The organism is Pseudomonas sp. PS01270 (assembly GCF_029959775.1).
Taxonomy (GTDB): Bacteria; Pseudomonadota; Gammaproteobacteria; order Pseudomonadales; family Pseudomonadaceae; genus Aquipseudomonas; species Aquipseudomonas atacamensis.
Window position 1 is genome coordinate 39,781 of the sequence record NZ_JASCPT010000004.1, and the last position, 22,783, is coordinate 62,563.

Here is a 22,783-nt window from a genome sequence, read left to right on the forward strand (position 1 = left end):
TGCTCGCGAAAGCTATTTCAGCACTGAATCACTCAGGTTTCTGGTAGGTATCAATCACTTCCTGCGCCGCGCGAAACGCATCGATCGCCGCTGGCACGCCGGCATACACCGCGCAATGCAGCAGCGCTTCGCGAATCTCTTCCACGCTGCAGCCATTGTTCAGGGCACCGCGCACGTGGCCCTTCAACTCCTGCGGACACTTCAACGCGGTCAGCGCGGCGAGGGTGATCAGGCTGCGGGTTTTCAGCGACAAACCTTCGCGATTCCACACGCCACCCCAGGCGTGTTCATTGACGAAATCCTGCAACGGCTGGGTGAACTCGGTGGCGTTGCCCAGGGCGCGATCAACGAACGCATCGCCCATGACCTGACGACGGATTTCAACCCCGGACTGCTTCGACTCGCTCATGGCACATCTCTCTTGTGGTGTTGGCGACGCCAGGCGCGGATCGACGTGAACAGCAGAAACGTCAGCAGCGCCGGCAGGACATAAAACAGCATCAAGCGCTCGAGTTTGCCGGCCAGCGGCATGCCGGTGGTGAACGACACCACATGCAGCCCGTAGACCAGATACAAACCGAGCAGCAGCAAGCCTTCGGCCCGGGTCACGCGATAGCCCGAGTAAAACACTGGCAGGCACAGCGCCGCGACGCCGAGCATCACCGGCAAGTCGAAATCCAGCGCATTCGGGGAAACGGAAAGCGGCGTCGGTGCGAGTAGGGCGGTCAGCCCGAGCACCCCGAGCAGGTTGAACAGGTTGGCGCCGATCACGTTGCCCACGGCAATGTCGCGCTGCCCGCGCAACGCAGCGATCAGCGAAGTCGCCAGCTCCGGCAGCGAAGTGCCGACCGCGACCACGGTCAGACCGATGACCCGTTCGGACAGGCCCAAGTCAGTGGCCACGACCACGGCGGCGCCGAGCAGCAAACGCCCGGCGAACACCAGCATGGCCAGGCCAGCGAGAATCATCAGCACACTGATCAGCCAGGATTGCTGCGTATCCTTCGGGCGTTCGGTATGGGGGCGGGTCGAGTGTCGCGACTGGCGGAACAACAAGCCAAGGTACAGCGCCAACGCCCCGAGCAGCAGGACGCCGTCGAAACGCCCGAGATCTTTATTCCAAGCGAGGATGAATACCAGCAGGCTGGCGCCGATCATCAGCGGGATATCCAGGCGCACCAGTTGCCGCGACACGCGCAGGGGGATGATCAGTGCCGAGAGGCCAAGGGTTACGAGGATGTTGAAGATGCCGCTGCCGACCACGCTGCCGACGGCGATGTCCGGGTTGTCGGTCAACGCCGCTTGCAGGCTCACGGCCATTTGCGGGGCGCTGCTGCCGAGGGCGACGATGGTCAGGCCGATGATCAGCGGACGCACATGCAGGCGCTCGGCCAGACGCACGGCGGCGCGCACCATCAGCTCGGCGCCGATGATCAAAAGAACCAGGCCACTGAACAATTCGACGACGTTGATCAGCGGCAGATCGGCTAGTCCGAAAATGGTCGGCGCTCCATCAGTCCAGGGCCTGCACGCGAACCCGTGCGGTGCCGCTGCGCAGCATGCCGATTTCATCGGCGGCCTCGCGCGACAGATCGATCAGCCGGCCACGGGTGTGCGGGCCACGGTCATTGATGCGGACCACGACTGATTCATCATTTTTCAGGTTGGTGACCTTCACTCGCGTGCCGAACGGCAACTGGCGGTGGGCGGCGGTCAGGGAATGCTGGTTGAACGCTTCGCCGCTGGCGGTGCGTTTACCGTGATGTTTGGCTCCATAGTAGGAGGCGACGCCGGTCTGGTCGTAACCGTGCGGGTCGATGGTGTCGGTACTGGCGCAACCGGCCAGCAGGGAGAGCAGGGCGCTGCTCAGCAACAGACGCTTCATTCAAAGGTATCCCGGATCAAATGTAGGAGTGACCTGTGGCGAGGGGATTTATCCCCGTTGGACTGCGCAGCAGTCCCAAAACTGAGAACTCGATTTATCTGGTGCAAATCAAGCTCAGCAATTGGGGCCGCTTCGCGGCCCAACGGGGATAAATCCCCTCGCCACAGGTCCCTTCCACAGGGGATGGAGCCAGGCTTTGGATCTGGCTCCATTGGTGGTCAGCCTTCGAGCTTGCTTTTCAGCAGTTCGTTCACCTGCTGCGGGTTGGCCTTGCCTTTCGAGGCTTTCATGGCCTGGCCGACGAAGAAGCCGAACATCTTGCCGCGTTTGGCTTCGTCTGCCGCGCGGTACTGTTCGACCTGTTCGGCGTTGGCCGCGAGCATTTCATCGAGCACGGCGGAGATCGCGCCGGTGTCGGTGACTTGCTTGAGGCCGCGCTTCTCGATGATCTCGTCAGCACTGCCTTCGCCGTTGGCCATCGCTTCGAACACCACCTTGGCGATCTTGCCGGAGATGGTGTTGTCCTTGATGCGCTGCAGCATGCCGCCCAGTTGCTCGGCGGAGACTGGCGAGTCTTCGATGTCCAGGCCCTGCTTGTTGAGCAGGCTGCCCAACTCGACCATCACCCAGTTCGCCGCCAGTTTCGCGTCGCCACCGATGGCTGCGACTTTCTCGAAGTAATTCGCCTGTTCACGGCTGGTGGCCAGCACGTTGGCGTCGTAGGCCGACAGACCGAACTGGCTCTGGAAGCGTTCGCGCTTTTGCGGTGGCAGTTCCGGCAGGGTCGCTCGCACTTCACCGAGGAACGACTCTTCGATGACCACCGGCAGCAGGTCCGGATCGGGGAAGTAACGGTAGTCGTTGGCTTCCTCTTTCGAACGCATCGGACGGGTCTCGTCCTTGTTCGGATCGTACAGGCGGGTCTGCTGGATCACTTTGCCGCCGTCTTCGATCAGCTCGATCTGGCGCTGGATCTCGGAGTTGATCGCCTTCTCGATGAAGCGGAACGAGTTGACGTTCTTGATCTCGCAGCGAGTGCCGAACTCGACCTGGCCTTTCGGGCGTACCGAGACGTTGCAGTCGCAACGCAGCGAGCCTTCGGCCATGTTGCCGTCGCAGATGCCCAGGTAGCGCACCAGCGCGTGGATCGCCTTGACGTAAGCCACGGCTTCCTTGGCGCTGCGCATGTCCGGCTCGGAAACGATTTCCAGCAGCGGCGTGCCGGCACGGTTCAGGTCGATGCCGGTGGCACCGTTGAATTCTTCGTGCAGGCTCTTGCCGGCGTCTTCTTCCAGGTGCGCGCGGGTGATGCCGACGCGTTTGACCGTGCCGTCTTCCAGGGCGATGTCCAGGTGGCCTTTGCCAACGATCGGCAATTCCATCTGGCTGATCTGATAGCCCTTCGGCAGATCCGGGTAGAAGTAGTTCTTGCGGGCGAACACGTTGTGCTGGCCGATCTCGGCGTCAATCGCCAGACCGAACATCACCGCCATGCGCACCGCTTCCTGGTTGAGCACCGGCAGCACACCGGGCATGCCCAGGTCGATCAGGCTGGCCTGGGTGTTCGGCTCGGAACCGAAGGTGGTGGAACTACCGGAAAAGATTTTCGACCGGGTGGTGAGCTGAGTGTGAATCTCCAGCCCGATCACGACTTCCCATTGCATGTGTGTCTCCTCAGAAGCCGGTTGGGGTGCGGGTGTGCCAGTCAGTGTTGAGCTGATACTGGTGCGCAACGTTGAGCAAACGGCCTTCCTGGAAGTACGGCGCGAGCAACTGCACGCCCACCGGCAGACCGTCGACAAAACCGGCCGGCATCGACAGGCCCGGCAGGCCGGCGAGGTTGGCGGTGATGGTGTAGACGTCTTCCAGATAGGCAGCGACCGGGTCGCTGTTCTTGGCGCCAAGCTTCCAGGCCGGGTTCGGCGTGGTCGGGCCGAGGATGATGTCGACTTCATTGAAGGCAGCCATGAAATCGTTCTTCACCAGACGACGAATCTTCTGCGCTTTCAGGTAGTAGGCGTCGTAGTAACCGGCGGACAGCGCGTAGGCACCGACCATGATCCGGCGCTGTACTTCCGCGCCGAAGCCTTCGCCACGGGAGCGTTTGTACAGGTCGATGAGGTTTTCCGGGTTCTCGCAGCGATGGCCGAAACGCACGCCGTCGAAACGCGACAGGTTGGAAGACGCTTCTGCCGGGGCGATCACGTAGTAGGCCGGAATGGCGTGCTGCATGTTCGGCAGGCTGATTTCCTTGATCACCGCACCGAGCTTCTGCAACTGCTGGATGCTGTTCTGGATCAGCTCGGCAATGCGCGGGTCGAGACCGGCGCTGAAGTATTCCTTCGGCACGCCGATGCGCAGGCCTTGCAGCGACTCGCCGAGGCTGGCGGAGTAATCCGGAACCGGCTCATCGATGCTGGTGGAGTCGTTCGGGTCGAAGCCGGCCATGCCTTGCAGCAGAATCGCGCAATCTTCGGCCGTGCGCGCCAACGGGCCGCCCTGATCAAGGCTGGACGCGTAGGCAATCATGCCCCAGCGCGAAACGCGACCGTAGGTCGGCTTCAAACCGGTGAGGTTGGTGAATGCTGCCGGCTGGCGGATCGAACCGCCGGTGTCGGTTGCGGTGGCGGCAGGCAGCAGGCGAGCGGCCACGGCGGCGGCCGAGCCACCGGACGAACCGCCCGGCACGTGTTCCAGGTTCCACGGGTTTTTCACTGCGCCGTACCAGCTCGACTCGTTGGCCGAACCCATGGCGAATTCGTCCATGTTGGTCTTGCCCAGGGTCACGGCGCCGGCAGCGGCCAGTTTCGCAACGACAGTGGCGTCATACGGGGCTTTGAAGTTGTCGAGCATCTTCGAGCCGCAGCTGGTGCGTATGCCCTGGGTGCAGAACAGATCCTTGTGGGCGATCGGCGCGCCGAGCAGGGCGCCGCTCTCACCGCTGGCCCGGCGTGCATCGGCGGCTTTCGCCTGCTCGATGGCCAGATCCTCGGTGAGGCTGATGAAACTGTTGAGCTGCGGATCGAGCTGGGTAATACGCGCCAGCAGGACTTTGGTCAGCTCTTCGGAGGAAAACTTTTTATCGGCGAGACCGCGGGCGATCTCGGCCAGAGTCATTTGATGCATTGCAGGCTCTTTCCCTTTAGTCGATGACTTTCGGAACCAGATACAGGCCGTTTTCGACCGCTGGTGCGATGGACTGGTAGGCCTCGCGATTATTCGTCTCGGTCACCACGTCGGCGCGCAGGCGCTGACTGGCTTCCAGGGGGTGGGCCAGCGGCTCGATACCGTCGGTATCAACGGCCTGCATTTCGTCGACCAGCCCGAGAATGCTGTTGAGGGCGGAAGTAATGTGCGGAAGATCGGCATCGTTGAGGCCAAGGCAGGCCAGATGCGCGATTTTTTCCACGTCGGAGCGTTCTAGCGCCATCGGGATTCTCCAGTGGAAAACAGAACGGACGGCGTCCGTGTGTTAGATTGTCGGAACACTACCGCACTTCTACGGTCATAAGGCCGCGATTGTGGGGCTTGGTGCACAGAAAAGCGGCCAATTTAACATATTGGCGCCTTGCCCAAAATCCCTGTCGTTGTTAGAGTTTGCCGCACTTTTTTACCCACGCGTTGCCTAGGGTCCCTTTCCCATGTTCAAGAAACTGCGTGGCATGTTTTCCAGCGATCTTTCCATTGACCTGGGCACTGCCAACACCCTTATTTACGTGCGCGAGCGCGGTATCGTCCTGAATGAGCCATCGGTTGTGGCCATTCGGACACACGGTAACCAGAAAAGTGTCGTCGCTGTCGGCACCGAGGCCAAGCGCATGCTCGGCCGTACGCCGGGCAACATTGCTGCCATTCGTCCGATGAAGGACGGCGTGATCGCCGACTTCAGCGTCTGCGAAAAGATGCTGCAGTACTTTATCAACAAGGTTCACGAAAACAGTTTCCTGCAGCCCAGCCCTCGTGTGCTGATCTGCGTTCCATGCAAGTCCACCCAGGTTGAGCGTCGCGCCATCCGTGAATCGGCCCTTGGCGCCGGTGCCCGTGAAGTGTTCCTGATCGAAGAGCCGATGGCTGCTGCGATCGGTGCCGGCCTGCCGGTTGAAGAAGCGCGCGGTTCGATGGTCGTGGACATCGGTGGTGGTACCACTGAGATCGCCCTGATCTCCCTGAACGGTGTGGTCTACGCCGAATCCGTTCGTGTCGGCGGCGACCGTTTCGACGAAGCGATCATCACCTACGTGCGCCGCAACTACGGCAGCCTGATCGGTGAATCCACCGCTGAGCGCATCAAGCAGGAAATCGGTACGGCCTACCCGGGCGGCGAAGTACGCGAAGTCGATGTTCGCGGTCGCAACCTGGCCGAAGGCGTTCCACGCGCATTCACCCTGAACTCCAACGAAGTGCTTGAGGCTCTGCAAGAGTCGCTGGCCACCATCGTTCAGGCGGTGAAAAGCGCGCTGGAGCAATCGCCGCCGGAACTGGCTTCCGACATCGCCGAGCGTGGCCTGGTGCTGACTGGTGGTGGCGCGCTGCTGCGTGACCTCGACAAGTTGCTGGCTCAGGAAACCGGTCTGCCGGTGATCGTTGCCGAAGATCCGCTGACTTGCGTTGCTCGCGGCGGTGGCCGTGCGCTGGAAATGATGGATAAGCACACCATGGATCTGCTTTCGAGCGAATAAGCTTCGAATGCAATACGTGGGTGAACGCACAGGCAGCACTTTGCAGTGCTGCCTGTTGGCGTTTATCTTCTGTCAGTCTTCATCCAGGCCGGTTTGATGCCGTATGAATAAACAGAACATTTGCCTGGGAGGAGCGGCTTATTAAACCGCTTTTCACCAAAGGCCCTTCGTTGGGCGTGCGCCTGTTGGTGCTGGCCGTGCTCGCGGTCGCACTGATGGTGGTCGATGCACGTTTCGACCTGCTCAAGCCCGCGCGCAAGCAAGCGTCGCTGGTGCTCATGGATGCCTACTGGATCACTGACCTGCCCGGCCGCTTGTGGGAAGGGGTCGCCAGTCAGTTCGGCAGCCGCACCGAGCTCGTCGCCGAAAACGAAAAACTCAAGACCGAAAACCTGCTGTTGCAGGGGCGCATGCAAAAGCTCGCGGCCCTGACCGAGCAGAACGTTCGGCTGCGCGAGTTGCTCAATTCCTCCGCACTGGTCAATGAAAAGGTCGAAGTGGCCGAGTTGATCGGCATGGACCCCAACCCCTTCACCCATCGCATCATCATCAACAAAGGTGAGCGCGACGGCGTGGTGCTCGGTCAACCGGTGCTCGATGCACGCGGGCTGATGGGCCAGGTGGTTGAATTGATGCCGTACACCTCGCGTGTCCTGCTGCTGACCGACACCACCCATAGCATTCCCGTGCAGGTGAACCGTAACGGTTTGCGCGCGATTGCCAGCGGCACCGGCAACCCAGAACGGCTGGAATTGCGTCATGTCGCCGACACGGCGGACATCAAGGAGGGCGATCTGCTGGTCAGCTCCGGCCTCGGCCAGCGATTCCCCGCTGGTTATCCGGTGGCCACGGTCAAGGAAGTCATCCACGATTCCGGCCAACCGTTTGCCATTGTCCGCGCCGTGCCGACTGCCGCCCTGAACCGCAGCCGCTACCTGCTGCTGGTGTTCAGCGACAGCCGCACTGCCGAGGAACGCGCCAATGACGCGGCCCAGGCGCAGGAACAGCTCGATGCCCACGGCGGCGGCCCGATGTTGCCGGCCAGCGTGCCGAAACCGTTGATCACGCCTGCCACGCCGTCGACCGCTACCGCAGCGCCGGCCGCTGAAGCAGCGGCGCCTGCCACCACGCCTGCCAAGCCTGCCGCGAGCAAACCGCCCGCTGCCGCTCCGGCCGCTGCCAAACCGCCGGCCGCGAGCAAACCACCGGCGAAACCGCCAGCGACTACCGGGGGACGAGAATAATGGTCGGCGCGAAAAAATCCGGAAACGGCTGGATGATCTGGTTGACGTTCTTCGTCGGCATCCTGCTCAGCGTATCGCCGTTGCCAATCTTCATGGAAATCCTTCGCCCGCTGTGGCTGGCCTTGCTCGTGACGTTTTGGGCGCTGTACATGCCGCACACGGTCGGCATGGTCACGGCGTTCTGTCTGGGGCTGGCCGAAGATGTCCTGCAGGGCGACTTGCTCGGACAGAACGCGCTGATCCTGACCCTGATTACTTTCCTCGTGTTGTCATTGCAGCAGCGCCTGCGCATGTTCCCGATGTGGCAGCAATGCCTGGTGATCCTGGTGATCTTCGGCCTCGCACAATTGGCGCAACTGTGGCTCAGCGCTCTGACCGGCAACCGTCAGCCAACCCTGGCGCTGGTCTTGCCGGCGCTGGTCAGTGCCTTGCTCTGGCCGTGGGTCAGCTTCGCCCTTCGCGGGATGTGCCGACGCTACAGAATCTATTGAGCCGGTGAAGCAGGGCACTGAACAGGGAGATGTTTTGATGAAACTGCTTTACCTCGCCTCCGGCTCACCGCGCCGCCGTGAATTGCTCACGCAGATCGGCGTGCAGTTCTCCGCCATCAGCGCGGACATCGACGAAACCCCGCTTCCTGAAGAATCCCCTTCGGCCTATGTCGAACGCCTTGCGCGTGGCAAGGCTGAGGCCGGTCGCCGTTCGGTCGTCTCTGATCAGCCGTTCTGCGTGCTTGGCGCCGACACCGCTGTGGTGCTCGACGGCAAAATACTTGGCAAACCGGTGGACGAAGCCGACGCATGCGCCATGCTGATGATGTTGTCCGGCAGCGAACACGAAGTGCTGACCGCCATCGCCGTGCTTGAAGGTGAGCGCTGCGAGTCGCGGGTAGTGCGCAGTCGCGTGCGTTTTCGCAGCATCAGCCGCGAAGAGGCCGGCGCCTACTGGGCCAGTGGCGAACCGCGCGACAAGGCCGGCGGCTATGGCATTCAGGGCCTGGGTGCGGTGTTTGTCGCCGGGCTCGACGGCAGCTACTCGGCGGTGGTCGGCTTGCCGTTGTGCGAAACCTGCGAGGTGTTGGGCCATTTCGGCATACCCTGTTGGCAAAACCTGAACACGCCCTGAGCGTCGTACGAATCCAGATGCGGCCACTATCGTGAACATGCCTGAACGAGATCCTGCCATGAGTGAAGAGATTCTGATCAACATCACGCCGATGGAGTCGCGCGTGGCGGTGGTCGAAAACGGTGTGCTGCAAGAAGTCCACGTCGAGCGCACGCAGAAACGCGGGATCGTCGGCAACATCTATAAAGGCAAGATCGTTCGTGTGCTGCCGGGCATGCAGGCGGCATTTGTTGACATCGGCCTCGATCGTGCGGCTTTCATTCACGCCGCCGAAATCTCCCTGCGTGAAGGACCGGCGGTGGAAAGCATCAGTTCGCTGGTGCACGAAGGCCAAAGTCTGGTGGTGCAAGTCACCAAAGACCCGATCGGCTCCAAAGGCGCACGCCTGACCACACAACTGTCGATTCCTTCGCGTTATCTGGTGTACATGCCGCGTACCGCTCATGTCGGTATTTCCCTGAAGATCGAAGACGAAGCCGAGCGCGAGCGCCTCAAGCAGGTGGTCAGTGATTGCGTGGCCAAAGAAGGCATCAAGGAGGCCGGCGGCTTCATTCTGCGCACAGCCGCTGAAGGCGCGGGCGCTGATGAAATCCTCATGGACATCCGCTACCTGCGGCGCCTCTGGGACCAGATCAACGAGCAGATCAAGACCATCGCCGCGCCGAGCGTGATCTACGAAGACCTCGGCCTGGCCCTGCGCACCCTGCGTGATCTGGTCAACCCGAAGATCGAGAAGATCCGCATCGACTCCCGGGAAACCTTCCAGAAAACCACGCAATTCGTCGCCGAACTGATGCCGGAAATCGCCGATCGTCTGGAACACTATCCGGGCGAGCGGCCGATCTTCGATCTGTACGGTGTCGAAGACGAAATCCAGCGCGCGCTGGAGCGCAAGGTACCGCTGAAATCCGGCGGCTATCTGGTGATCGATCCGGCGGAAGCCATGACCACCATCGACGTCAACACCGGGGCGTTCGTCGGTCATCGCAACCTCGAAGAAACCATTTTCAAGACCAATCTCGAAGCGGCCACGGCGATTGCCCGGCAGATGCGCCTGCGCAACCTCGGCGGGATCATCATCATCGACTTCATCGACATGGAAGATGAAGAGCACCAGCGTCAGGTCCTGCGCACTCTGGAGAAACAGCTGGAGCGCGACCACGCCAAGACCAACATCATCGGCATTACCGAGCTGGGCCTGGTGCAGATGACCCGCAAGCGCACCCGCGAAAGCCTTGAGCAGGTACTGTGCGAACCGTGCAGCAGTTGCCAGGGACGGGGCAAACTGAAAACCGCCGAAACCATCTGTTACGAGATCTTCCGCGAGATTCTGCGCGAGGCCCGGGCCTATCAGGCCGAGGGTTATCGGGTGCTGGCCAACCAGAAAGTAGTCGATCGTCTGCTCGATGAAGAGTCCGGTAACGTCGCCGAGCTTGAAGGCTTTATCGGCCGCACCATACGCTTCCAGGTGGAAACCATGTATTCCCAGGAACAATATGACGTGGTGCTGCTCTGAAGCCCTGCATCACCACTCATTCAACGCGGCTGGCCTCAGCTTTTCGCAGTATTTTTGCCATGGGAGCCAACTGACATGGAGCGTCTGACACGCATTCTGGCCGCACTCACCCGCTGGGGGCTGGCCCTGTGCGCGTTGGTTCTGGTGTTGATGGCGTTGTACGTCAGCCTCGGCCGCGAGCTGACGCCACTGGTGGCCGAATACCGCGCCGACATCGAAGACAAGGCCAGCGCCGCCCTCGGCATGCCTTTGCAAATCGGTGAGCTGGAAGGCAACTGGAGCGGTTTCGCGCCGATCCTGCTGGCCCACGACGTGATGGTCGGCGACGGCGCCAACGCGCTGCGCCTCGACCGCGTGCGGGTGGTGCCGGATATGTGGGGCAGCGTGCTCGCCCGCGAAGTGCGCCTCGCGCATATCGAACTCAACGGTTTGAAGATCAGCCTCAAGGAAGCTGAAGACGGCACTTGGGCGCTGGAAGGGCTGCCGGTGCAGAAGGATCAACCGTTCGATGCGGTGCAACTGTTCCAGCGCTCGCAGATGATCAGGCAATTGTCGGTGCTCGACAGCCAGGTGACCCTGCAACCGCTCGACCACCCGCCCATGACGCTCACCTATGTCGGTCTGAATCTGCGTACCGGCGCCAGCCGCCAGCGTCTCGACGCGCGTCTGACCTTGCCCGATGGCCAGCCTGTCGCGCTGAGCCTGCGCAGCCAGTTGCGTCCTGATCAGTGGCAGAACAGCGCCATCGAGGGTTATGCCAGCCTGCCGCAGAGCGACTGGGCGAAATGGCTGCCCGAGCGCCTGACCCAGCAATGGAATTTTTCCGAGATCAAGGCCGGCGGCGAACTCTGGGTCGATTGGGCCGAAGGCGCATTGCAAAGCGCCGCGTTGCGCCTGAATGCGCCGCAAGTGACCGGTGCCTACGCCGAGCGCAAGCCGATCCAGATCAACAATCTGGCGCTCAACGCCTATTACCGCAACACCGCCGAGGGCGCGAAGGTCACTCTTGATTCACTGGCCATGAGCTTCGGCGACACCCGCTGGGAATCCCATGTGCAGGTGCAGCAGACCCGCGCCAGCGCCAAGGCTGAAGAGCTCTGGCATCTGCAGGCCGATCGCCTCGATCTGACCCCGATCACGCCGCTGCTCAATGCGTTGGGGCCGTTGCCGCAAAGCTTCGCCACAGTGGTCGAGCGTTTGAAGGTAACCGGCGGTCTGCGCAACGTCCTGCTGGATTTCCGTCCGACCGCCACCGATGGCAGCAAATTCGGCTTTGCCGCCAACCTCGACAATGTCGGTTTCGATGCCTACCACGGCGCTCCGGCGGCGCGCAATGTCAGTGGCAGCCTGAGTGGCAACCTCGACGGCGGCGAGTTGCGCCTCGACAGCAAGGACTTCGTCCTGCACCTCGATCCGATTTTCGCCAAGCCATGGCAATACCTGCAAGCCAATGCGCGGCTGACGTGGAAGCTCGACAAGGATGGCTTCACCCTGATTGCGCCGTACCTCAAAGTGCTGGGCGAGGAGGGCAAGATTGCCGGCGACTTCCTCATCCGCCTGCACTTCGACCATAGCCAGGAAGACTACATGGACCTGCGCGTCGGCCTGGTCGATGGCGACGGTCGCTATACCGCGAAATATCTGCCGGCGGTGTTGAGCCCGGCGCTTGATGAGTGGCTGCGCACGGCGATCCTCAAAGGCGCGGTGGATCAGGGTTTCTTCCAGTATCAGGGCTCGCTGAGCAAGAACGCCGGCGAGGCTGATCGCAGCATCAGCCTGTTCTTCAAAGTGCATGACGCCGAACTGGCCTTTCAGCCGGGCTGGCCGCACGTGAGCAAGGTCAGCGGTGACGTGTTCATCGAGGACAGCGGCGTGCGCATCTGGGCCAGCAAGGGCCAGTTGCTCGATACGCAAGTCAGCGATGTCTTCGTCAATATTCCTCATGTACCGGCCGGGCAGAACTCGCATTTGTTTCTTGATGGCGCATTTGCCGGTGGCCTGGGCGATGGCTTGAAAATTCTTCAGGACGCGCCTATCGGCACTGGCGAAACCTTTGCCGGTTGGGAGGGCGCAGGTGATCTGAATGGCAAGCTCAAACTGGACATTCCGCTGGCCAAGGGCGAGCAGCCGAAAATCCTCGTCGATTTCAAAACCGCCAACGCGCGGCTGAAACTGGCCGACCCGAAACTGGAACTGAGCCAGCTCAAGGGCGATTTCCGCTTCGACAGCAATAAAGGCCTCAGCGGCCAGAACATCTCTGCACGGGCCTTCGATAAACCGGTCACTGCGCAGATATTCGCCGACGGCAGCCCCAATCAGATCAAGACTCGCGTCGCCGCATCTGGACAGGTTGAAGTCAAAAAGCTCACCGACTGGCTGGGCGTGACCCAGCCGTTGCCGGTGTCCGGGACGATTCCGTATCAGTTGCAGCTGAATCTTTCCGGGGCCGACAGTCAGTTGCTGGTCAGCTCCAGCCTCAAAGGCGTGGCAGTGGATTTGCCGGCGCCGTTCGGCATGGCCGCCGATGTCGGGCGCGACACGGTGTTCCGCATGACCTTGCAAGGGCAGGAGCGGCGTTACTGGTTCAATTACGATCAACTGGCCAATTTCACCTTTGCCGCGCCGCCGAGCAATTTCGCCGATGGCCGTGGCGAACTGTTTCTCGGCGCTGGCGAAGCGGTGTTGCCGGGCGCCAAGGGCCTGCGCATTCGAGGGGTGCTGTCGGAACTGGACGTCGCGCCGTGGCAGGATCTGGCCAGCAAGTACGCTGGCGGGGATCCGGGCGGCAGCGCCAAGCAACTGCTGAGCAGTGCTGACATCAAGGTCGGCAAGTTGACAGCGTTCGGTACCACGCTGGATCAGGCTTCGGTGCAGATCAATCGCAAGCCAGGCGCGTGGAACCTGGCGCTCGACAGCCAACAGGCCAAGGGCAGCGCCAGCCTGCCGGACGCCAACGGCGTGCCGATTGCGGTGAATCTGCAATACGTGAAACTGCCGGCGCCGGACCCGGCGGTGCAGGCTGACGAGAACGCGCCGGATCCATTGGCGTCGGTCGACCCGACGAAAATCCCGGCGCTGGATATCACCCTCAATCAATTGTTCCTCGGCCCCGATCTGGTGGGTGGCTGGTCGCTGAAAGTGCGGCCGACGGCCAAGGGCATCGCTCTGAACAACCTCGACATGGGCCTCAAGGGCATCCTCCTGCAAGGCAACGGCGGCTGGGAAGGCGCGCCGGGGGCGACCAGCAGTTGGTACAAGGGCCGCATTGGCGGCAAGAATCTGGCCGACGTGCTCAAAGGCTGGGGCTTCGCGCCAAGCGTCACCAGTGAAGAATTCCACATGGATGTCGATGGCCGCTGGCCGGGCTCGCCGGCGTGGCTGGCGACCAAGCGCTTCTCCGGCACCCTCGATGCCTCGCTGAACAAAGGCCAGTTCGTTGAAGTGGAAGGCGGTGCTCAGGCGCTGCGGGTGTTCGGCCTGCTCAACTTCAACTCGATCGGCCGGCGCCTGCGTCTGGACTTCTCCGACCTGTTCGGAAAAGGCCTGAGCTACGACCGGGTCAAAGGTCTGCTGGTGGCGAACAATGGTGTCTACGTGACACGTGAGCCGATTCGCCTGACCGGGCCTTCGAGCAACCTGGAATTGGACGGCACGCTGGATCTGGTCGGTGACAAGGTCGATGCGAAATTGCTGGTGACGTTGCCGGTGACCAACAACCTGCCGATCGCCGCGCTGCTCGTCGGCGCACCGGCGGTCGGCGGCGCGCTGTTCCTCATCGACAAGCTGATCGGCGACCGCGTGGCGCGCTTCGCCAGCGTCAAGTACACCGTCAAAGGCCCATGGAAAGAGCCGAAAATCACCTTCGACAAGCCTTTTTGAACGGCCCGGCCTTGAAGCGATGGAGTAGCATGGCCAAATACCTCTTTGGGAGTTCGCCATGTCTTTAGCGGTGATTCAAATGGTCAGCCAGAGTGACGTGCCGGCCAATCTGGCCCAAGCCCGACGCCTGCTTGAACAGGCCGCCGCCGGCGGAGCGAAGCTCGCGGTGCTGCCGGAGAACTTCGCCGCCATGGGCCGTCGCGACGTCGCCGATATCGGCCGCGCCGAGGCCTTGGGCGAAGGGCCGATCCTGCCCTGGTTGAAACAGACCGCCCGCGACCTCACCTTATGGATAGTCGCCGGTACATTGCCGTTGCCACCGTTGGGTCAACCCACGGCCAAAGCCAATGCCTGCTCGTTGTTGATCAATGAATACGGCGAGATCGTCGCGCGCTATGACAAGCTGCATCTGTTCGATGTCGATGTCGCCGACAATCGCGGCCGGTACCGTGAATCCGATGACTATGCTTATGGCGGTAATGTAGTGGTGGCGGATACGCCGGTGGGGCGAGTCGGTCTGAGCGTGTGTTACGACTTGCGTTTCCCGGAGCTGTACAGTGAATTGCGTGCCGCCGGTGCCGAATTGATTACCGCACCGTCGGCCTTTACGGCCGTAACCGGCGCCGCGCATTGGGATGTACTGATCCGCGCGCGGGCCATCGAAACACAGTGTTATATCCTCGCTGCCGCACAGGGCGGCAGTCATCCGGGGCCACGCGAGACCTTCGGGCATGCGGCGATTGTCGACCCGTGGGGGCGTGTGCTGGCCCAGCAGGATCAAGGCGAGGCGGTGTTGCTGGCCGCCCGCGACAGCGATGAACAAGCGTCCATCCGGGCGCGCATGCCGGTGACGCGTCATCGGCGGTTTTTCTCGCAGGGCGCCCAGCGGCCTGCTTCAGAACACGAATTTAAGGCGTAAACCTATGAGCGAGTTGTTGTCCTCAGTCAGTGATCACCTGTTGGCACCCGGCGGTGTCACGATCGAGAGCCTGCAAGGCGTGCTCGGCGATCTGGCCGGGCCGGGCATTGATGCCGCCGACCTGTATTTCCAGGGCCAGATCTCCGAGTCATGGGCGCTGGAAGACGGCATCGTCAAGGAAGGCAGCTTCAATCTCGACCAAGGTGTCGGCGTGCGCGCACAGTCCGGGGAGAAGACCGGTTTTGCCTACAGCAACGCGATCACTCTCGAAGCCCTCGGTGCAGCGGCCCGCGCCGCGCGTTCGATCTCCCGCGCCGGGCAGAACGGCACCGTGCAGGCATTCACCAGCCAGGACGTCGCGCAACTGTACGCGCCGGATAACCCGCTGGAAGTGCTCAGCCGCGCCGAGAAAGTCGAGTTGCTCAAACGCATCGACGTCGCCACCCGCGCGCTCGACCCACGGATTCAGCAAGTCAGCGTGAGCATGGCCGGGGTTTGGGAGCGGATTCTGGTGGCCTCGACCGACGGCGGCCTGGCCGCCGATGTGCGTCCGCTGGTGCGTTTCAACGTAAGCGTCATCGTCGAACAGAATGGCCGTCGCGAACGCGGCGGGCACGGCGGCGGTGGGCGTACCGATTACCGCTACTTCCTCGCCGAAGACCGCGCCATGGGTTATGCCCGCGAGGCGCTGCGCCAAGCTCTGGTCAATCTGGAAGCGATTCCGGCGCCGGCCGGTACCTTGCCGGTGGTGCTCGGCTCTGGCTGGTCCGGGGTGCTGCTGCACGAAGCGGTCGGCCATGGCCTGGAAGGCGATTTCAACCGCAAGGGCAGCTCGGCCTACAGTGGGCGCATGGGCGAAATGGTTGCCTCCAAACTTTGCACCATCGTCGATGACGGCACCTTGAGCGGCCGTCGCGGTTCGCTCAGCGTCGATGACGAAGGCACCCCGACCGAGTGCACCACGCTGATCGAAAACGGCGTACTCAAGGGCTATATGCAAGACAAGCTCAATGCGCGCCTGATGGGCGTGGCCCGCACCGGTAACGGTCGTCGCGAATCCTATGCGCATCTGCCGATGCCCCGCATGACCAACACCTACATGCTCGGTGGCGAAAGTGATCCGGCGGAAATCATCGCTTCGGTGAAGAAGGGCATCTACTGCGCCAACCTCGGCGGCGGTCAGGTCGATATCACCAGCGGCAAGTTCGTGTTCTCCACCAGCGAGGCTTATCTGATCGAGGACGGCAAGATTACTGCCCCGGTCAAAGGCGCGACATTGATCGGCAACGGTCCCGAGGCGATGAGCCGGGTGTCGATGGTCGGTAACGATCTGGCGCTGGACAGCGGTGTGGGTACGTGCGGCAAGGATGGGCAGTCGGTGCCGGTGGGTGTCGGCCAGCCAACGCTGAAAATCGATGCGATTACCGTGGGTGGCACGGGCGCATAAGAGAGGCGGGGCTTTCGGGTGGCGCGCAGGACGGCCACCCGGTGACGATTATCAACGCAGGCCGCGTTGAGTCTCGTCCAGCTCCCGAATGTATTTGAAGATCTTGCGGCTCGAAGCAGGCGGTTTGTTTTGCGCAACCTCATGCTGGGCCTGACGGATCAGGGAACGCAATTGCTGGCGATCGGCGTCCGGGTACTCGATGACGAATTTCTCCAGCACGGCGTCATCGCCCGCGATCAGGCGGTCACGCCAGCGTTCCAGATTATGGAAACGCTCGTTGTACTGGCGAGTGGAGGCATCGAGTTGATCGAGCAGAGTCAGAATCGCGTCAGTGTCCTGGTCGCGCATCAGTTTGCCGATGAACTGCAAATGCCGTTTACGCGCGATGTTCGCGGTGTGCTTGGGCGCATCGGCCAATGCCCGGCGCAAAGCGTCGGTCAACGGCAGTTTGGCGACCAGATCAGGCTTGAGTGTGGTCAGGCGCTCGCCGAGGTCAACCAGCGCATGCAACTCGCGTTTGACCTGAGATTTGCTTTTTTCTCCCGTATCGAGGGAGTCGTCGTAAGAATCAACCATGGTGGCAGTCCGCAAAGAAACGCCGCCATGATAACCAGTCGGGGGCCGCTTGTCCGGCCCGGTCGCTCGATGACCCCAGCCGAAAGCAGAATTTGAGTGGAGATGAGCATGAGTGCAGTTCAAAGCGTCGGCCCGCAGGCATTGCCGGCACTGCAAGAACAGGTCGAGCAGATCATCGCCGAAGCCAAGCGCCAGGGCGCCAGCGCCTGTGAAGTCGCGGTGTCGCTGGAGCAGGGGCTGTCGACCTCGGTGCGTCAGCGCGAGGTCGAAACCGTTGAATTCAACCGTGATCAGGGTTTTGGCATCACCCTGTACGTGGGCCAGCGCAAAGGTTCGGCCAGCACCTCGGCCACCGGGCCGGAGGCGATTCGTGAAACCGTCGCAGCAGCACTGGCCATCGCCAAGCACACTTCCGAAGATGAAGCCTCGGGCCTCGCCGACGCCGCACTGATGGCCAGGGATGTGCAGGATTTCGACCTGTTCCACGAGTGGGACATTACCCCGGAGCAGGCCATTGAGAAGGCTTTGCTCTGTGAGGCCGCGGCGTTCGATGCTGATGCGCGGATCAAGAACGCCGACGGCACCACCCTCAGCACCCATCAGGGCTGCCGGGTTTACGGCAACAGCCACGGTTTCATAGGCGGCTACGCGTCGACCCGGCACAGCCTGAGTTGCGTGATGATCGCCGAAGCTGACGGGCAGATGCAGCGCGATTACTGGTATGACGTCAATCGCCAGGGCAGTCTGCTCGCCGATCCGGTGAGCATCGGCCAGCGTGCCGCGCAACGTGCAGCCAGCCGTCTGGGCGCGCGGCCGGTGCCGACATGCGAGGTGCCGGTACTGTTTTCCGCCGAACTGGCGGGCGGTCTGTTCGGCAGCTTCCTCTCGGCAGTATCCGGCGGCAGTCTGTATCGCAAATCGTCGTTTCTCGAAGGCACGCTGGGGCAGAAGCTGTTCCCGGAATGGCTGACCATTGATGAGCGTCCGCATCTGATGCGTGCCATGGGCAGTGCTTCTTACGACGGTGATGGCCTGGCGACTTACGCGAAACCGTTCGTCGAAAAGGGCGAGTTGGTCTCCTACATCCTCGGCACCTATTCCGGACGCAAGCTGGGCATGCCGAGCACCGCCAACGCGGGCGGGGTGCACAACCTGTTCGTCACCCACGGTGATGAGGATCAGGCAGCGTTGTTGAAGCGCATGGGCCGAGGACTGCTGGTCACCGAATTGATGGGCCACGGCCTGAACATGGTCACCGGCGACTATTCGCGCGGCGCTGCGGGCTTCTGGGTGGAAAACGGCGAGATCCAGTTCGCCGTGCAGGAAGTGACCATCGCCGGCAACATGCGCGACATGTTCAAGCAAATTGTCGCGGTGGGTAATGATCTGGAGCTGCGCAGCAACATCCGCACCGGCTCGGTGTTGATCGAGCGGATGACTGTCGCCGGCAGCTAAGCCACGAATCCGCCAACAAAAAAAGGCGCGCCATCCGTTCTGGATGCCGCGCCTTTTTTATTCGCTTCGCACAAATCCCCTGTGGGAGCGAGCCTGCTCGCGAAAGCGGTGGATCAGTTGTAAATGTGCTGACTGACACAGCGCATTTCGCGAGCAGGGTCGCTCCCACAAGTGAGCAGCGCAAAACTCGAGTGCTTGTGTTGGTTCTCATTATCATCTAATAATAAATCTCATCTCCGAACGAGTCCCGGATCATGAGTTCTGCCTTGCACGAGCAGCCCTACCTCGAAAGCTGGCGCTGGATGAGCCGCCAGATCCGTTGCGCGCTGGATCCTGACGAACCGCGCCTGATCGAACACTACCTCGCCGAAGGACGCTATCTGTCCTGTTGCACGGCCACTTCGCCCTGGACCGTCGCCGAAACGTCTTTCCGTCTGCTGCTCGATACCGCCACCGACATCGCGTTGCCGTGGCACTGGCGCAGCGTCTGTCTCGATCAAGCCTGGCGCCCCTTGCGTGAAATGGAGCGCCTGTCGCTATGCCAATGCCGCTTGCGGCGCTGGCAACGCTACACCTGGCAGCTCGCCACTTGCGAGTTGCAACCGTCGATTCCTCTCATTGATTTGCTGCAAGGACATTCGCATGACCAAGACACGTATTGAGCGCGACAGCATGGGCGAACTGCAGGTGCCGGTCGATGCGCTCTATGGCGCGCAGACCCAGCGCGCCGTGGACAACTTCCCGATCAGCGGCAAGCCGATGCCGACGCAGTTCGTCCGCGCGCTGATCCTCGCCAAAGCCGCCGCTGCCCGGGCCAACGTTGAGCTGAACCAGATCAGCGCGGCCCAGGGCAAAGCCATCAGTGATGCCGCGCAAGGTCTGCTCGAAGGCGATTTCATGCAGCATTTCCCGGTGGATATCTTCCAGACCGGGTCCGGCACCAGCTCGAACATGAACGCCAACGAAGTGATCGCCACGCTGGCCAGCCGCATGCTCGGCGAGCCGGTCAACGCCAACGATCATGTCAACTGCGGGCAAAGCAGCAACGACATCATCCCGACCACCATCCACGTCAGCGCCGCGCTGGCGCTGCATGAACAACTGCTGCCGGCGCTGTTGCATCTGGTCCAGGTGATCGAGCGCAAGGCCGAGCAAGTGCATCACCATGTGAAGACCGGGCGCACCCACCTGATGGACGCGATGCCGGTGCGCATGAGCCAGGTGCTCAACGGTTGGGCGCAGCAGCTCAAGGCCAATATCGGCCATCTGCAGGATTTGCTGCCAAGCCTGCAAGCGCTGGCGCAGGGCGGCACCGCGGTCGGTACCGGGATCAATGCGCATCCGGAGTTCGCCGCGCGATTCAGTCGGCATCTGAGCCAACTGACCGACGTGCAGTTCACCCCGGGCAAGGATCTGTTCGCGCTGATTGGCTCGCAGGACACGGCAGTCTCTGTCTCCGGCCAGCTCAAAGCTACTGCGGTGTCGCTGATGAAAATCGCCAACGACCTGCGCTGGATGAACTCAGGTCCCCTGGCCGGCCTCGGCGAAATTGAACTGCAAGCACTGCAACCGGGTTCATCGATCATGCCCGGCAAGGTCAACCCGGTGATCCCGGAAGCCACTGCGATGGTCGCTGCGCAAGTGATCGGCAACGACTCGGTGATCACCGTGGCCGGTCAATCCGGCAATTTCGAACTGAACGTGATGTTGCCGATCATCGCGCACAACCTGCTGAGCAGCATCGAACTGCTGGCCAATTCCAGTCGCCTGCTCGGTGACAAGGCAATCGCTACTTTCAAGGTCAACGAATCGCGCTTGCAAGAAGCGTTGTCGCGCAATCCGATTCTGGTCACCGCACTCAACCCCATCATCGGTTACCAGAAAGCCGCCGAAATCGCCAAGCAGGCCTACAAGGAAGGCCGCGCGGTGATCGACGTCGCTCTGGAACACACCGACCTGTCGCGCAGCCAACTGGAAGAGTTGCTCAACCCCGAGAAACTCACCGCCGGCGGCGTGTAAACCCCGCAACCGCTTTGGAGGCTCACCATGGAGCACTGGAAACGCACGATCGAACGGGCCAATCGCTGCTTCATGCTGGGCGAACTGATCGACGCCCGAGAGGCTTACCTGCAAGCCCTGGCTCTGGCGCAAGTGTTGTTCGAACGCTGGGCGGATGCCGACGAAGCGGTGGCGGCCTGCGTCGTCTCTCATCACAACCTCGCCGACCTGCATTTGCGCCTGAACCAACCGGAGGAGAGCGCCGAATACCTGTGCGCTATCCATCAACGTTTGTTGCAGACCATTCAGGACGAACGCCTGCGTCCGGCCCTGCGTGAGGCGGCGTTGCGCCAGAGCAGCAAGACCTACGTCGAACTGTTGAATTTCATCAGCGAGCACGGCGAGTACCCGCGCACCCAGCGCCTGCTGCATCCGGACACCGGCAATGCCCGCCGCGCCTCAACTTCTCATCAGTATGGAGTCCATTGAAATGGCTTTTACCTTGCCTGCCTTGCCTTACGCCTACGATGCCCTCGAGCCGCACATCGATGCGCAGACCATGGAAATCCATTACACCAAGCATCACCAGACCTACATTAACAACCTCAATGCCGCCGTGGAAGGCACCGAATTCGCCGAGTGGCCGGTGGAAAAACTTGTCGCCAGCGTCCAGCAACTGCCGGAAAAGCTTCGCGCGGCGGTGATCAATCAGGGCGGCGGTCACGCCAATCACTCGCTGTTCTGGGAAGTGATGGTGCCCAACGGAGGCGGCAAGCCCGACGGCGCGCTGGCCACGGCTATTGATGAGCAACTGGGCGGACTCGACAGTTTCAAGGAAGCCTTCACCAAGGCCGCGCTGACCCGTTTCGGCAGCGGTTGGGCCTGGCTCTGCGTGACACCGGAGAAAAAACTGGTCGTGGAAAGCAGCGTCAATCAGGACAGCCCGTTGATGAACGGCAATACCCCAATCCTCGGTCTCGACGTCTGGGAGCACGCCTACTACCTGCGCTACCAGAACCGTCGCCCGGAATACATCAACGCGTTCTACAACGTGATCAACTGGCCGGAAGTTGCTGCGCGCTATCACGCCGCACTGGTTTAAGCCTTCAATAAAAACAATCCAGGGCTGACTATGGGCACGGAAACACTGGCGATTGGCAGCGGGCGCATGTTTCGTTACGCGGTGGGCTCGCTGTTGCTGCTGGCGGGGATGACTTTGCTGGTCGCCCACGGTTTGCAGTGGCTGAATCTGGAACCGCGGCTGTTGCGCGCCTTGCAGGGGGGCGCCATCTGCGCGTTGGGCACGGCGCTTGGCGCCGTGCCGGTGCTGGTGATCCGGCGCATGCCGCAGGCACTCAGCGACACTTTGCTGGGATTTGGTGCCGGGGTGATGCTGGCGGCGACGGCGTTTTCGCTGATCGTGCCGGGCATTGCTGCGGCGGAGAGTCTTGGTCTTACGCCGTGGGCCGCCAGTGGCCTGATCTGCTTCGGCATCCTGCTCGGCGCGTTCGGTCTGTATCTGGTGGATCGGCGCGTTTCGGGTGCCTCGCCGGAGATGCTCGTCGGCACTATGGAGCATCCGGTGATTCCACCACGAATCTGGCTGTTCGTGTTCGCCATCATCGCGCACAACATTCCGGAAGGCATGGCGGTCGGCGTGTCTGCCGGCGGCGGGATGGCGGACGCCGACAGTCTGGCGATGGGCATTGCGTTGCAGGATGTGCCGGAAGGGCTGGTGATTGCGTTGGTGCTGGCCGGGGCGGGGATGTCACGGTTCAGGGCGTTTCTCATCGGCGCGGCGTCTGGGCTGGTCGAACCGGTATTTGCACTGTTATGTGCGTGGCTGGTGAGTCTGGCTCAGGTGCTGTTGCCGCTGGGACTGGCATTGGCGGCCGGGGCGATGTTGCTGGTGGTGACCCACGAAGTGATCCCGGAGTCGCGTCGTCATGGGCATGACAAGCTGGCGAGTCTGGGCCTGTTGGTCGGGTTTTGTCTGATGATGGTGATGGATACGGCGTTGGGGTGAATGGAGGCGAGGAACAGTGTCCCCGCCTCGAGGA

The 22,783-nt window shown here is 61.8% G+C and carries 21 protein-coding genes; 14 read left to right on the forward strand and 7 right to left on the reverse strand.

From position 1 onward, the window contains the following. Positions 1-28 precede the first annotated feature (28 nt). The 6 genes from QMX86_RS02565 to gatC form a co-directional block, all read right to left on the reverse strand. Positions 29-409 (reverse strand): carboxymuconolactone decarboxylase family protein, encoded by a 381-nt coding sequence (locus QMX86_RS02565; RefSeq protein ID WP_073473805.1) that lies wholly within the window; start codon positions 407-409, stop codon positions 29-31. Beyond that, positions 406-1,482 carry a calcium/sodium antiporter gene (locus QMX86_RS02570; RefSeq protein WP_177433961.1) on the reverse strand — a complete coding sequence of 359 codons (1,077 nt, stop codon included), beginning with the start codon at positions 1,480-1,482 and terminating at the stop codon, positions 406-408. The genes QMX86_RS02565 and QMX86_RS02570 overlap by 4 nt, the downstream gene beginning before the upstream one ends. Positions 1,483-1,513: 31 nt before the next feature. Then, positions 1,514-1,885, reverse strand: a complete 372-nt coding sequence (locus tag QMX86_RS02575) for a septal ring lytic transglycosylase RlpA family protein (RefSeq protein ID WP_024011604.1) — start codon at positions 1,883-1,885, stop codon at positions 1,514-1,516. Between the two features lie 218 nt (positions 1,886-2,103). After that, positions 2,104-3,549 (reverse strand): Asp-tRNA(Asn)/Glu-tRNA(Gln) amidotransferase subunit GatB, encoded by a 1,446-nt coding sequence (gene gatB, locus QMX86_RS02580; RefSeq protein ID WP_130928876.1) that lies wholly within the window; start codon positions 3,547-3,549, stop codon positions 2,104-2,106. Between the two features lie 10 nt (positions 3,550-3,559). Beyond that, the gene (gatA, locus tag QMX86_RS02585; RefSeq protein ID WP_130928875.1) at positions 3,560-5,011 is read right to left on the reverse strand and encodes an Asp-tRNA(Asn)/Glu-tRNA(Gln) amidotransferase subunit GatA; all 1,452 of its coding nucleotides are present in this window, start codon (positions 5,009-5,011) and stop codon (positions 3,560-3,562) included. A gap of 16 nt (positions 5,012-5,027) precedes the next feature. Continuing rightward, positions 5,028-5,315, reverse strand: coding sequence for an Asp-tRNA(Asn)/Glu-tRNA(Gln) amidotransferase subunit GatC (gene gatC, locus QMX86_RS02590; RefSeq protein ID WP_024011606.1), 288 nt, complete (start codon positions 5,313-5,315; stop codon positions 5,028-5,030). A gap of 211 nt (positions 5,316-5,526) precedes the next feature. On the opposite strand from gatC, the gene mreB reads away from it, so the two are divergent. From mreB to tldD, 8 genes are all read left to right on the forward strand, one after another. After that, positions 5,527-6,564 (forward strand): rod shape-determining protein MreB, encoded by a 1,038-nt coding sequence (mreB, locus tag QMX86_RS02595; RefSeq protein ID WP_002555108.1) that lies wholly within the window; start codon positions 5,527-5,529, stop codon positions 6,562-6,564. Positions 6,565-6,704: 140 nt separating this feature from the next. Continuing rightward, positions 6,705-7,808, forward strand: coding sequence for a rod shape-determining protein MreC (gene mreC / locus QMX86_RS02600; protein WP_282383933.1), 1,104 nt, complete (start codon positions 6,705-6,707; stop codon positions 7,806-7,808). Next, positions 7,808-8,299, forward strand: a complete 492-nt coding sequence (gene mreD, locus QMX86_RS02605; protein WP_024011608.1) for a rod shape-determining protein MreD — start codon at positions 7,808-7,810, stop codon at positions 8,297-8,299. Before mreC ends, mreD begins: the two co-directional genes overlap by 1 nt. Positions 8,300-8,336: 37 nt before the next feature. Continuing rightward, positions 8,337-8,933 carry a Maf family protein gene (locus QMX86_RS02610; RefSeq protein WP_125927110.1) on the forward strand — a complete coding sequence of 199 codons (597 nt, stop codon included), beginning with the start codon at positions 8,337-8,339 and terminating at the stop codon, positions 8,931-8,933. 58 nt (positions 8,934-8,991) lie between these two features. Then, the gene (gene rng / locus QMX86_RS02615; RefSeq protein WP_016771696.1) at positions 8,992-10,449 is read left to right on the forward strand and encodes a ribonuclease G; all 1,458 of its coding nucleotides are present in this window, start codon (positions 8,992-8,994) and stop codon (positions 10,447-10,449) included. Between the two features lie 75 nt (positions 10,450-10,524). Beyond that, positions 10,525-14,328: a YhdP family protein gene (locus QMX86_RS02620; RefSeq protein WP_282383899.1), complete on the forward strand. Its 3,804-nt coding sequence runs from the start codon at positions 10,525-10,527 to the stop codon at positions 14,326-14,328. Positions 14,329-14,386: 58 nt separating this feature from the next. Beyond that, entirely contained in the window at positions 14,387-15,247 is an 861-nt protein-coding gene (locus QMX86_RS02625; protein WP_073473797.1) for a carbon-nitrogen hydrolase family protein, read from the forward strand. A 4-nt stretch (positions 15,248-15,251) separates the two neighbouring features. Next, the gene (gene tldD, locus QMX86_RS02630; protein WP_016771693.1) at positions 15,252-16,694 is read left to right on the forward strand and encodes a metalloprotease TldD; all 1,443 of its coding nucleotides are present in this window, start codon (positions 15,252-15,254) and stop codon (positions 16,692-16,694) included. Between the two features lie 51 nt (positions 16,695-16,745). Here tldD and yjgA read toward each other — a convergent pair whose 3' ends face one another. Further along, positions 16,746-17,270 (reverse strand): ribosome biogenesis factor YjgA, encoded by a 525-nt coding sequence (gene yjgA / locus QMX86_RS02635; RefSeq protein ID WP_016771692.1) that lies wholly within the window; start codon positions 17,268-17,270, stop codon positions 16,746-16,748. A 102-nt stretch (positions 17,271-17,372) separates the two neighbouring features. Between yjgA and pmbA the strand changes: the two genes are divergently transcribed. The 6 genes from pmbA (at position 17,373) to QMX86_RS02665 (ending at position 22,749) form a co-directional block, all read left to right on the forward strand. Then, positions 17,373-18,725, forward strand: coding sequence for a metalloprotease PmbA (gene pmbA, locus QMX86_RS02640; protein WP_172834015.1), 1,353 nt, complete (start codon positions 17,373-17,375; stop codon positions 18,723-18,725). Between the two features lie 254 nt (positions 18,726-18,979). After that, positions 18,980-19,387 carry a hypothetical protein gene (locus QMX86_RS02645; RefSeq protein WP_016771690.1) on the forward strand — a complete coding sequence of 136 codons (408 nt, stop codon included), beginning with the start codon at positions 18,980-18,982 and terminating at the stop codon, positions 19,385-19,387. Further along, positions 19,368-20,744, forward strand: coding sequence for a class II fumarate hydratase (locus QMX86_RS02650; RefSeq protein ID WP_110646352.1), 1,377 nt, complete (start codon positions 19,368-19,370; stop codon positions 20,742-20,744). Before QMX86_RS02645 ends, QMX86_RS02650 begins: the two co-directional genes overlap by 20 nt. A 27-nt stretch (positions 20,745-20,771) precedes the next feature. Continuing rightward, positions 20,772-21,212 carry a hypothetical protein gene (locus tag QMX86_RS02655; protein ID WP_073473792.1) on the forward strand — a complete coding sequence of 147 codons (441 nt, stop codon included), beginning with the start codon at positions 20,772-20,774 and terminating at the stop codon, positions 21,210-21,212. A gap of 1 nt (position 21,213) precedes the next feature. After that, positions 21,214-21,825, forward strand: a complete 612-nt coding sequence (locus QMX86_RS02660) for a superoxide dismutase (RefSeq protein WP_282383904.1) — start codon at positions 21,214-21,216, stop codon at positions 21,823-21,825. Positions 21,826-21,855: 30 nt separating this feature from the next. Then, complete coding sequence (locus QMX86_RS02665; protein ID WP_282383906.1) at positions 21,856-22,749, forward strand: ZIP family metal transporter; 894 nt, start codon at positions 21,856-21,858, stop codon at positions 22,747-22,749. Positions 22,750-22,783 lie beyond the last annotated feature (34 nt).

What these genes read in the sequence shown, in the direction of transcription:
- mreB (WP_002555108.1), top strand. Translation starts at nt 5,527, where the DNA reads ATGTTCAAGAAACTGCGTGGCATGTTTTCCAGCGATCTTTCCATTGAC.
- QMX86_RS02625 (WP_073473797.1), top strand. Translation starts at nt 14,387, where the DNA reads ATGTCTTTAGCGGTGATTCAAATGGTCAGCCAGAGTGACGTGCCGGCC.
- gatB (WP_130928876.1), bottom strand. Translation starts at nt 3,549, where the DNA reads ATGCAATGGGAAGTCGTGATCGGGCTGGAGATTCACACTCAGCTCACC.
- QMX86_RS02650 (WP_110646352.1), top strand. Translation starts at nt 19,368, where the DNA reads ATGACCAAGACACGTATTGAGCGCGACAGCATGGGCGAACTGCAGGTG.
- rng (WP_016771696.1), top strand. Translation starts at nt 8,992, where the DNA reads ATGAGTGAAGAGATTCTGATCAACATCACGCCGATGGAGTCGCGCGTG.
- tldD (WP_016771693.1), top strand. Translation starts at nt 15,252, where the DNA reads ATGAGCGAGTTGTTGTCCTCAGTCAGTGATCACCTGTTGGCACCCGGC.
- QMX86_RS02655 (WP_073473792.1), top strand. Translation starts at nt 20,772, where the DNA reads ATGGAGCACTGGAAACGCACGATCGAACGGGCCAATCGCTGCTTCATG.
- QMX86_RS02665 (WP_282383906.1), top strand. Translation starts at nt 21,856, where the DNA reads ATGGGCACGGAAACACTGGCGATTGGCAGCGGGCGCATGTTTCGTTAC.
- yjgA (WP_016771692.1), bottom strand. Translation starts at nt 17,270, where the DNA reads ATGGTTGATTCTTACGACGACTCCCTCGATACGGGAGAAAAAAGCAAA.
- gatC (WP_024011606.1), bottom strand. Translation starts at nt 5,315, where the DNA reads ATGGCGCTAGAACGCTCCGACGTGGAAAAAATCGCGCATCTGGCCTGC.
- QMX86_RS02610 (WP_125927110.1), top strand. Translation starts at nt 8,337, where the DNA reads ATGAAACTGCTTTACCTCGCCTCCGGCTCACCGCGCCGCCGTGAATTG.
- QMX86_RS02620 (WP_282383899.1), top strand. Translation starts at nt 10,525, where the DNA reads ATGGAGCGTCTGACACGCATTCTGGCCGCACTCACCCGCTGGGGGCTG.
- gatA (WP_130928875.1), bottom strand. Translation starts at nt 5,011, where the DNA reads ATGCATCAAATGACTCTGGCCGAGATCGCCCGCGGTCTCGCCGATAAA.
- QMX86_RS02575 (WP_024011604.1), bottom strand. Translation starts at nt 1,885, where the DNA reads ATGAAGCGTCTGTTGCTGAGCAGCGCCCTGCTCTCCCTGCTGGCCGGT.
- QMX86_RS02565 (WP_073473805.1), bottom strand. Translation starts at nt 409, where the DNA reads ATGAGCGAGTCGAAGCAGTCCGGGGTTGAAATCCGTCGTCAGGTCATG.
- QMX86_RS02660 (WP_282383904.1), top strand. Translation starts at nt 21,214, where the DNA reads ATGGCTTTTACCTTGCCTGCCTTGCCTTACGCCTACGATGCCCTCGAG.
- pmbA (WP_172834015.1), top strand. Translation starts at nt 17,373, where the DNA reads ATGAGCATGAGTGCAGTTCAAAGCGTCGGCCCGCAGGCATTGCCGGCA.
- mreD (WP_024011608.1), top strand. Translation starts at nt 7,808, where the DNA reads ATGGTCGGCGCGAAAAAATCCGGAAACGGCTGGATGATCTGGTTGACG.
- QMX86_RS02645 (WP_016771690.1), top strand. Translation starts at nt 18,980, where the DNA reads ATGAGTTCTGCCTTGCACGAGCAGCCCTACCTCGAAAGCTGGCGCTGG.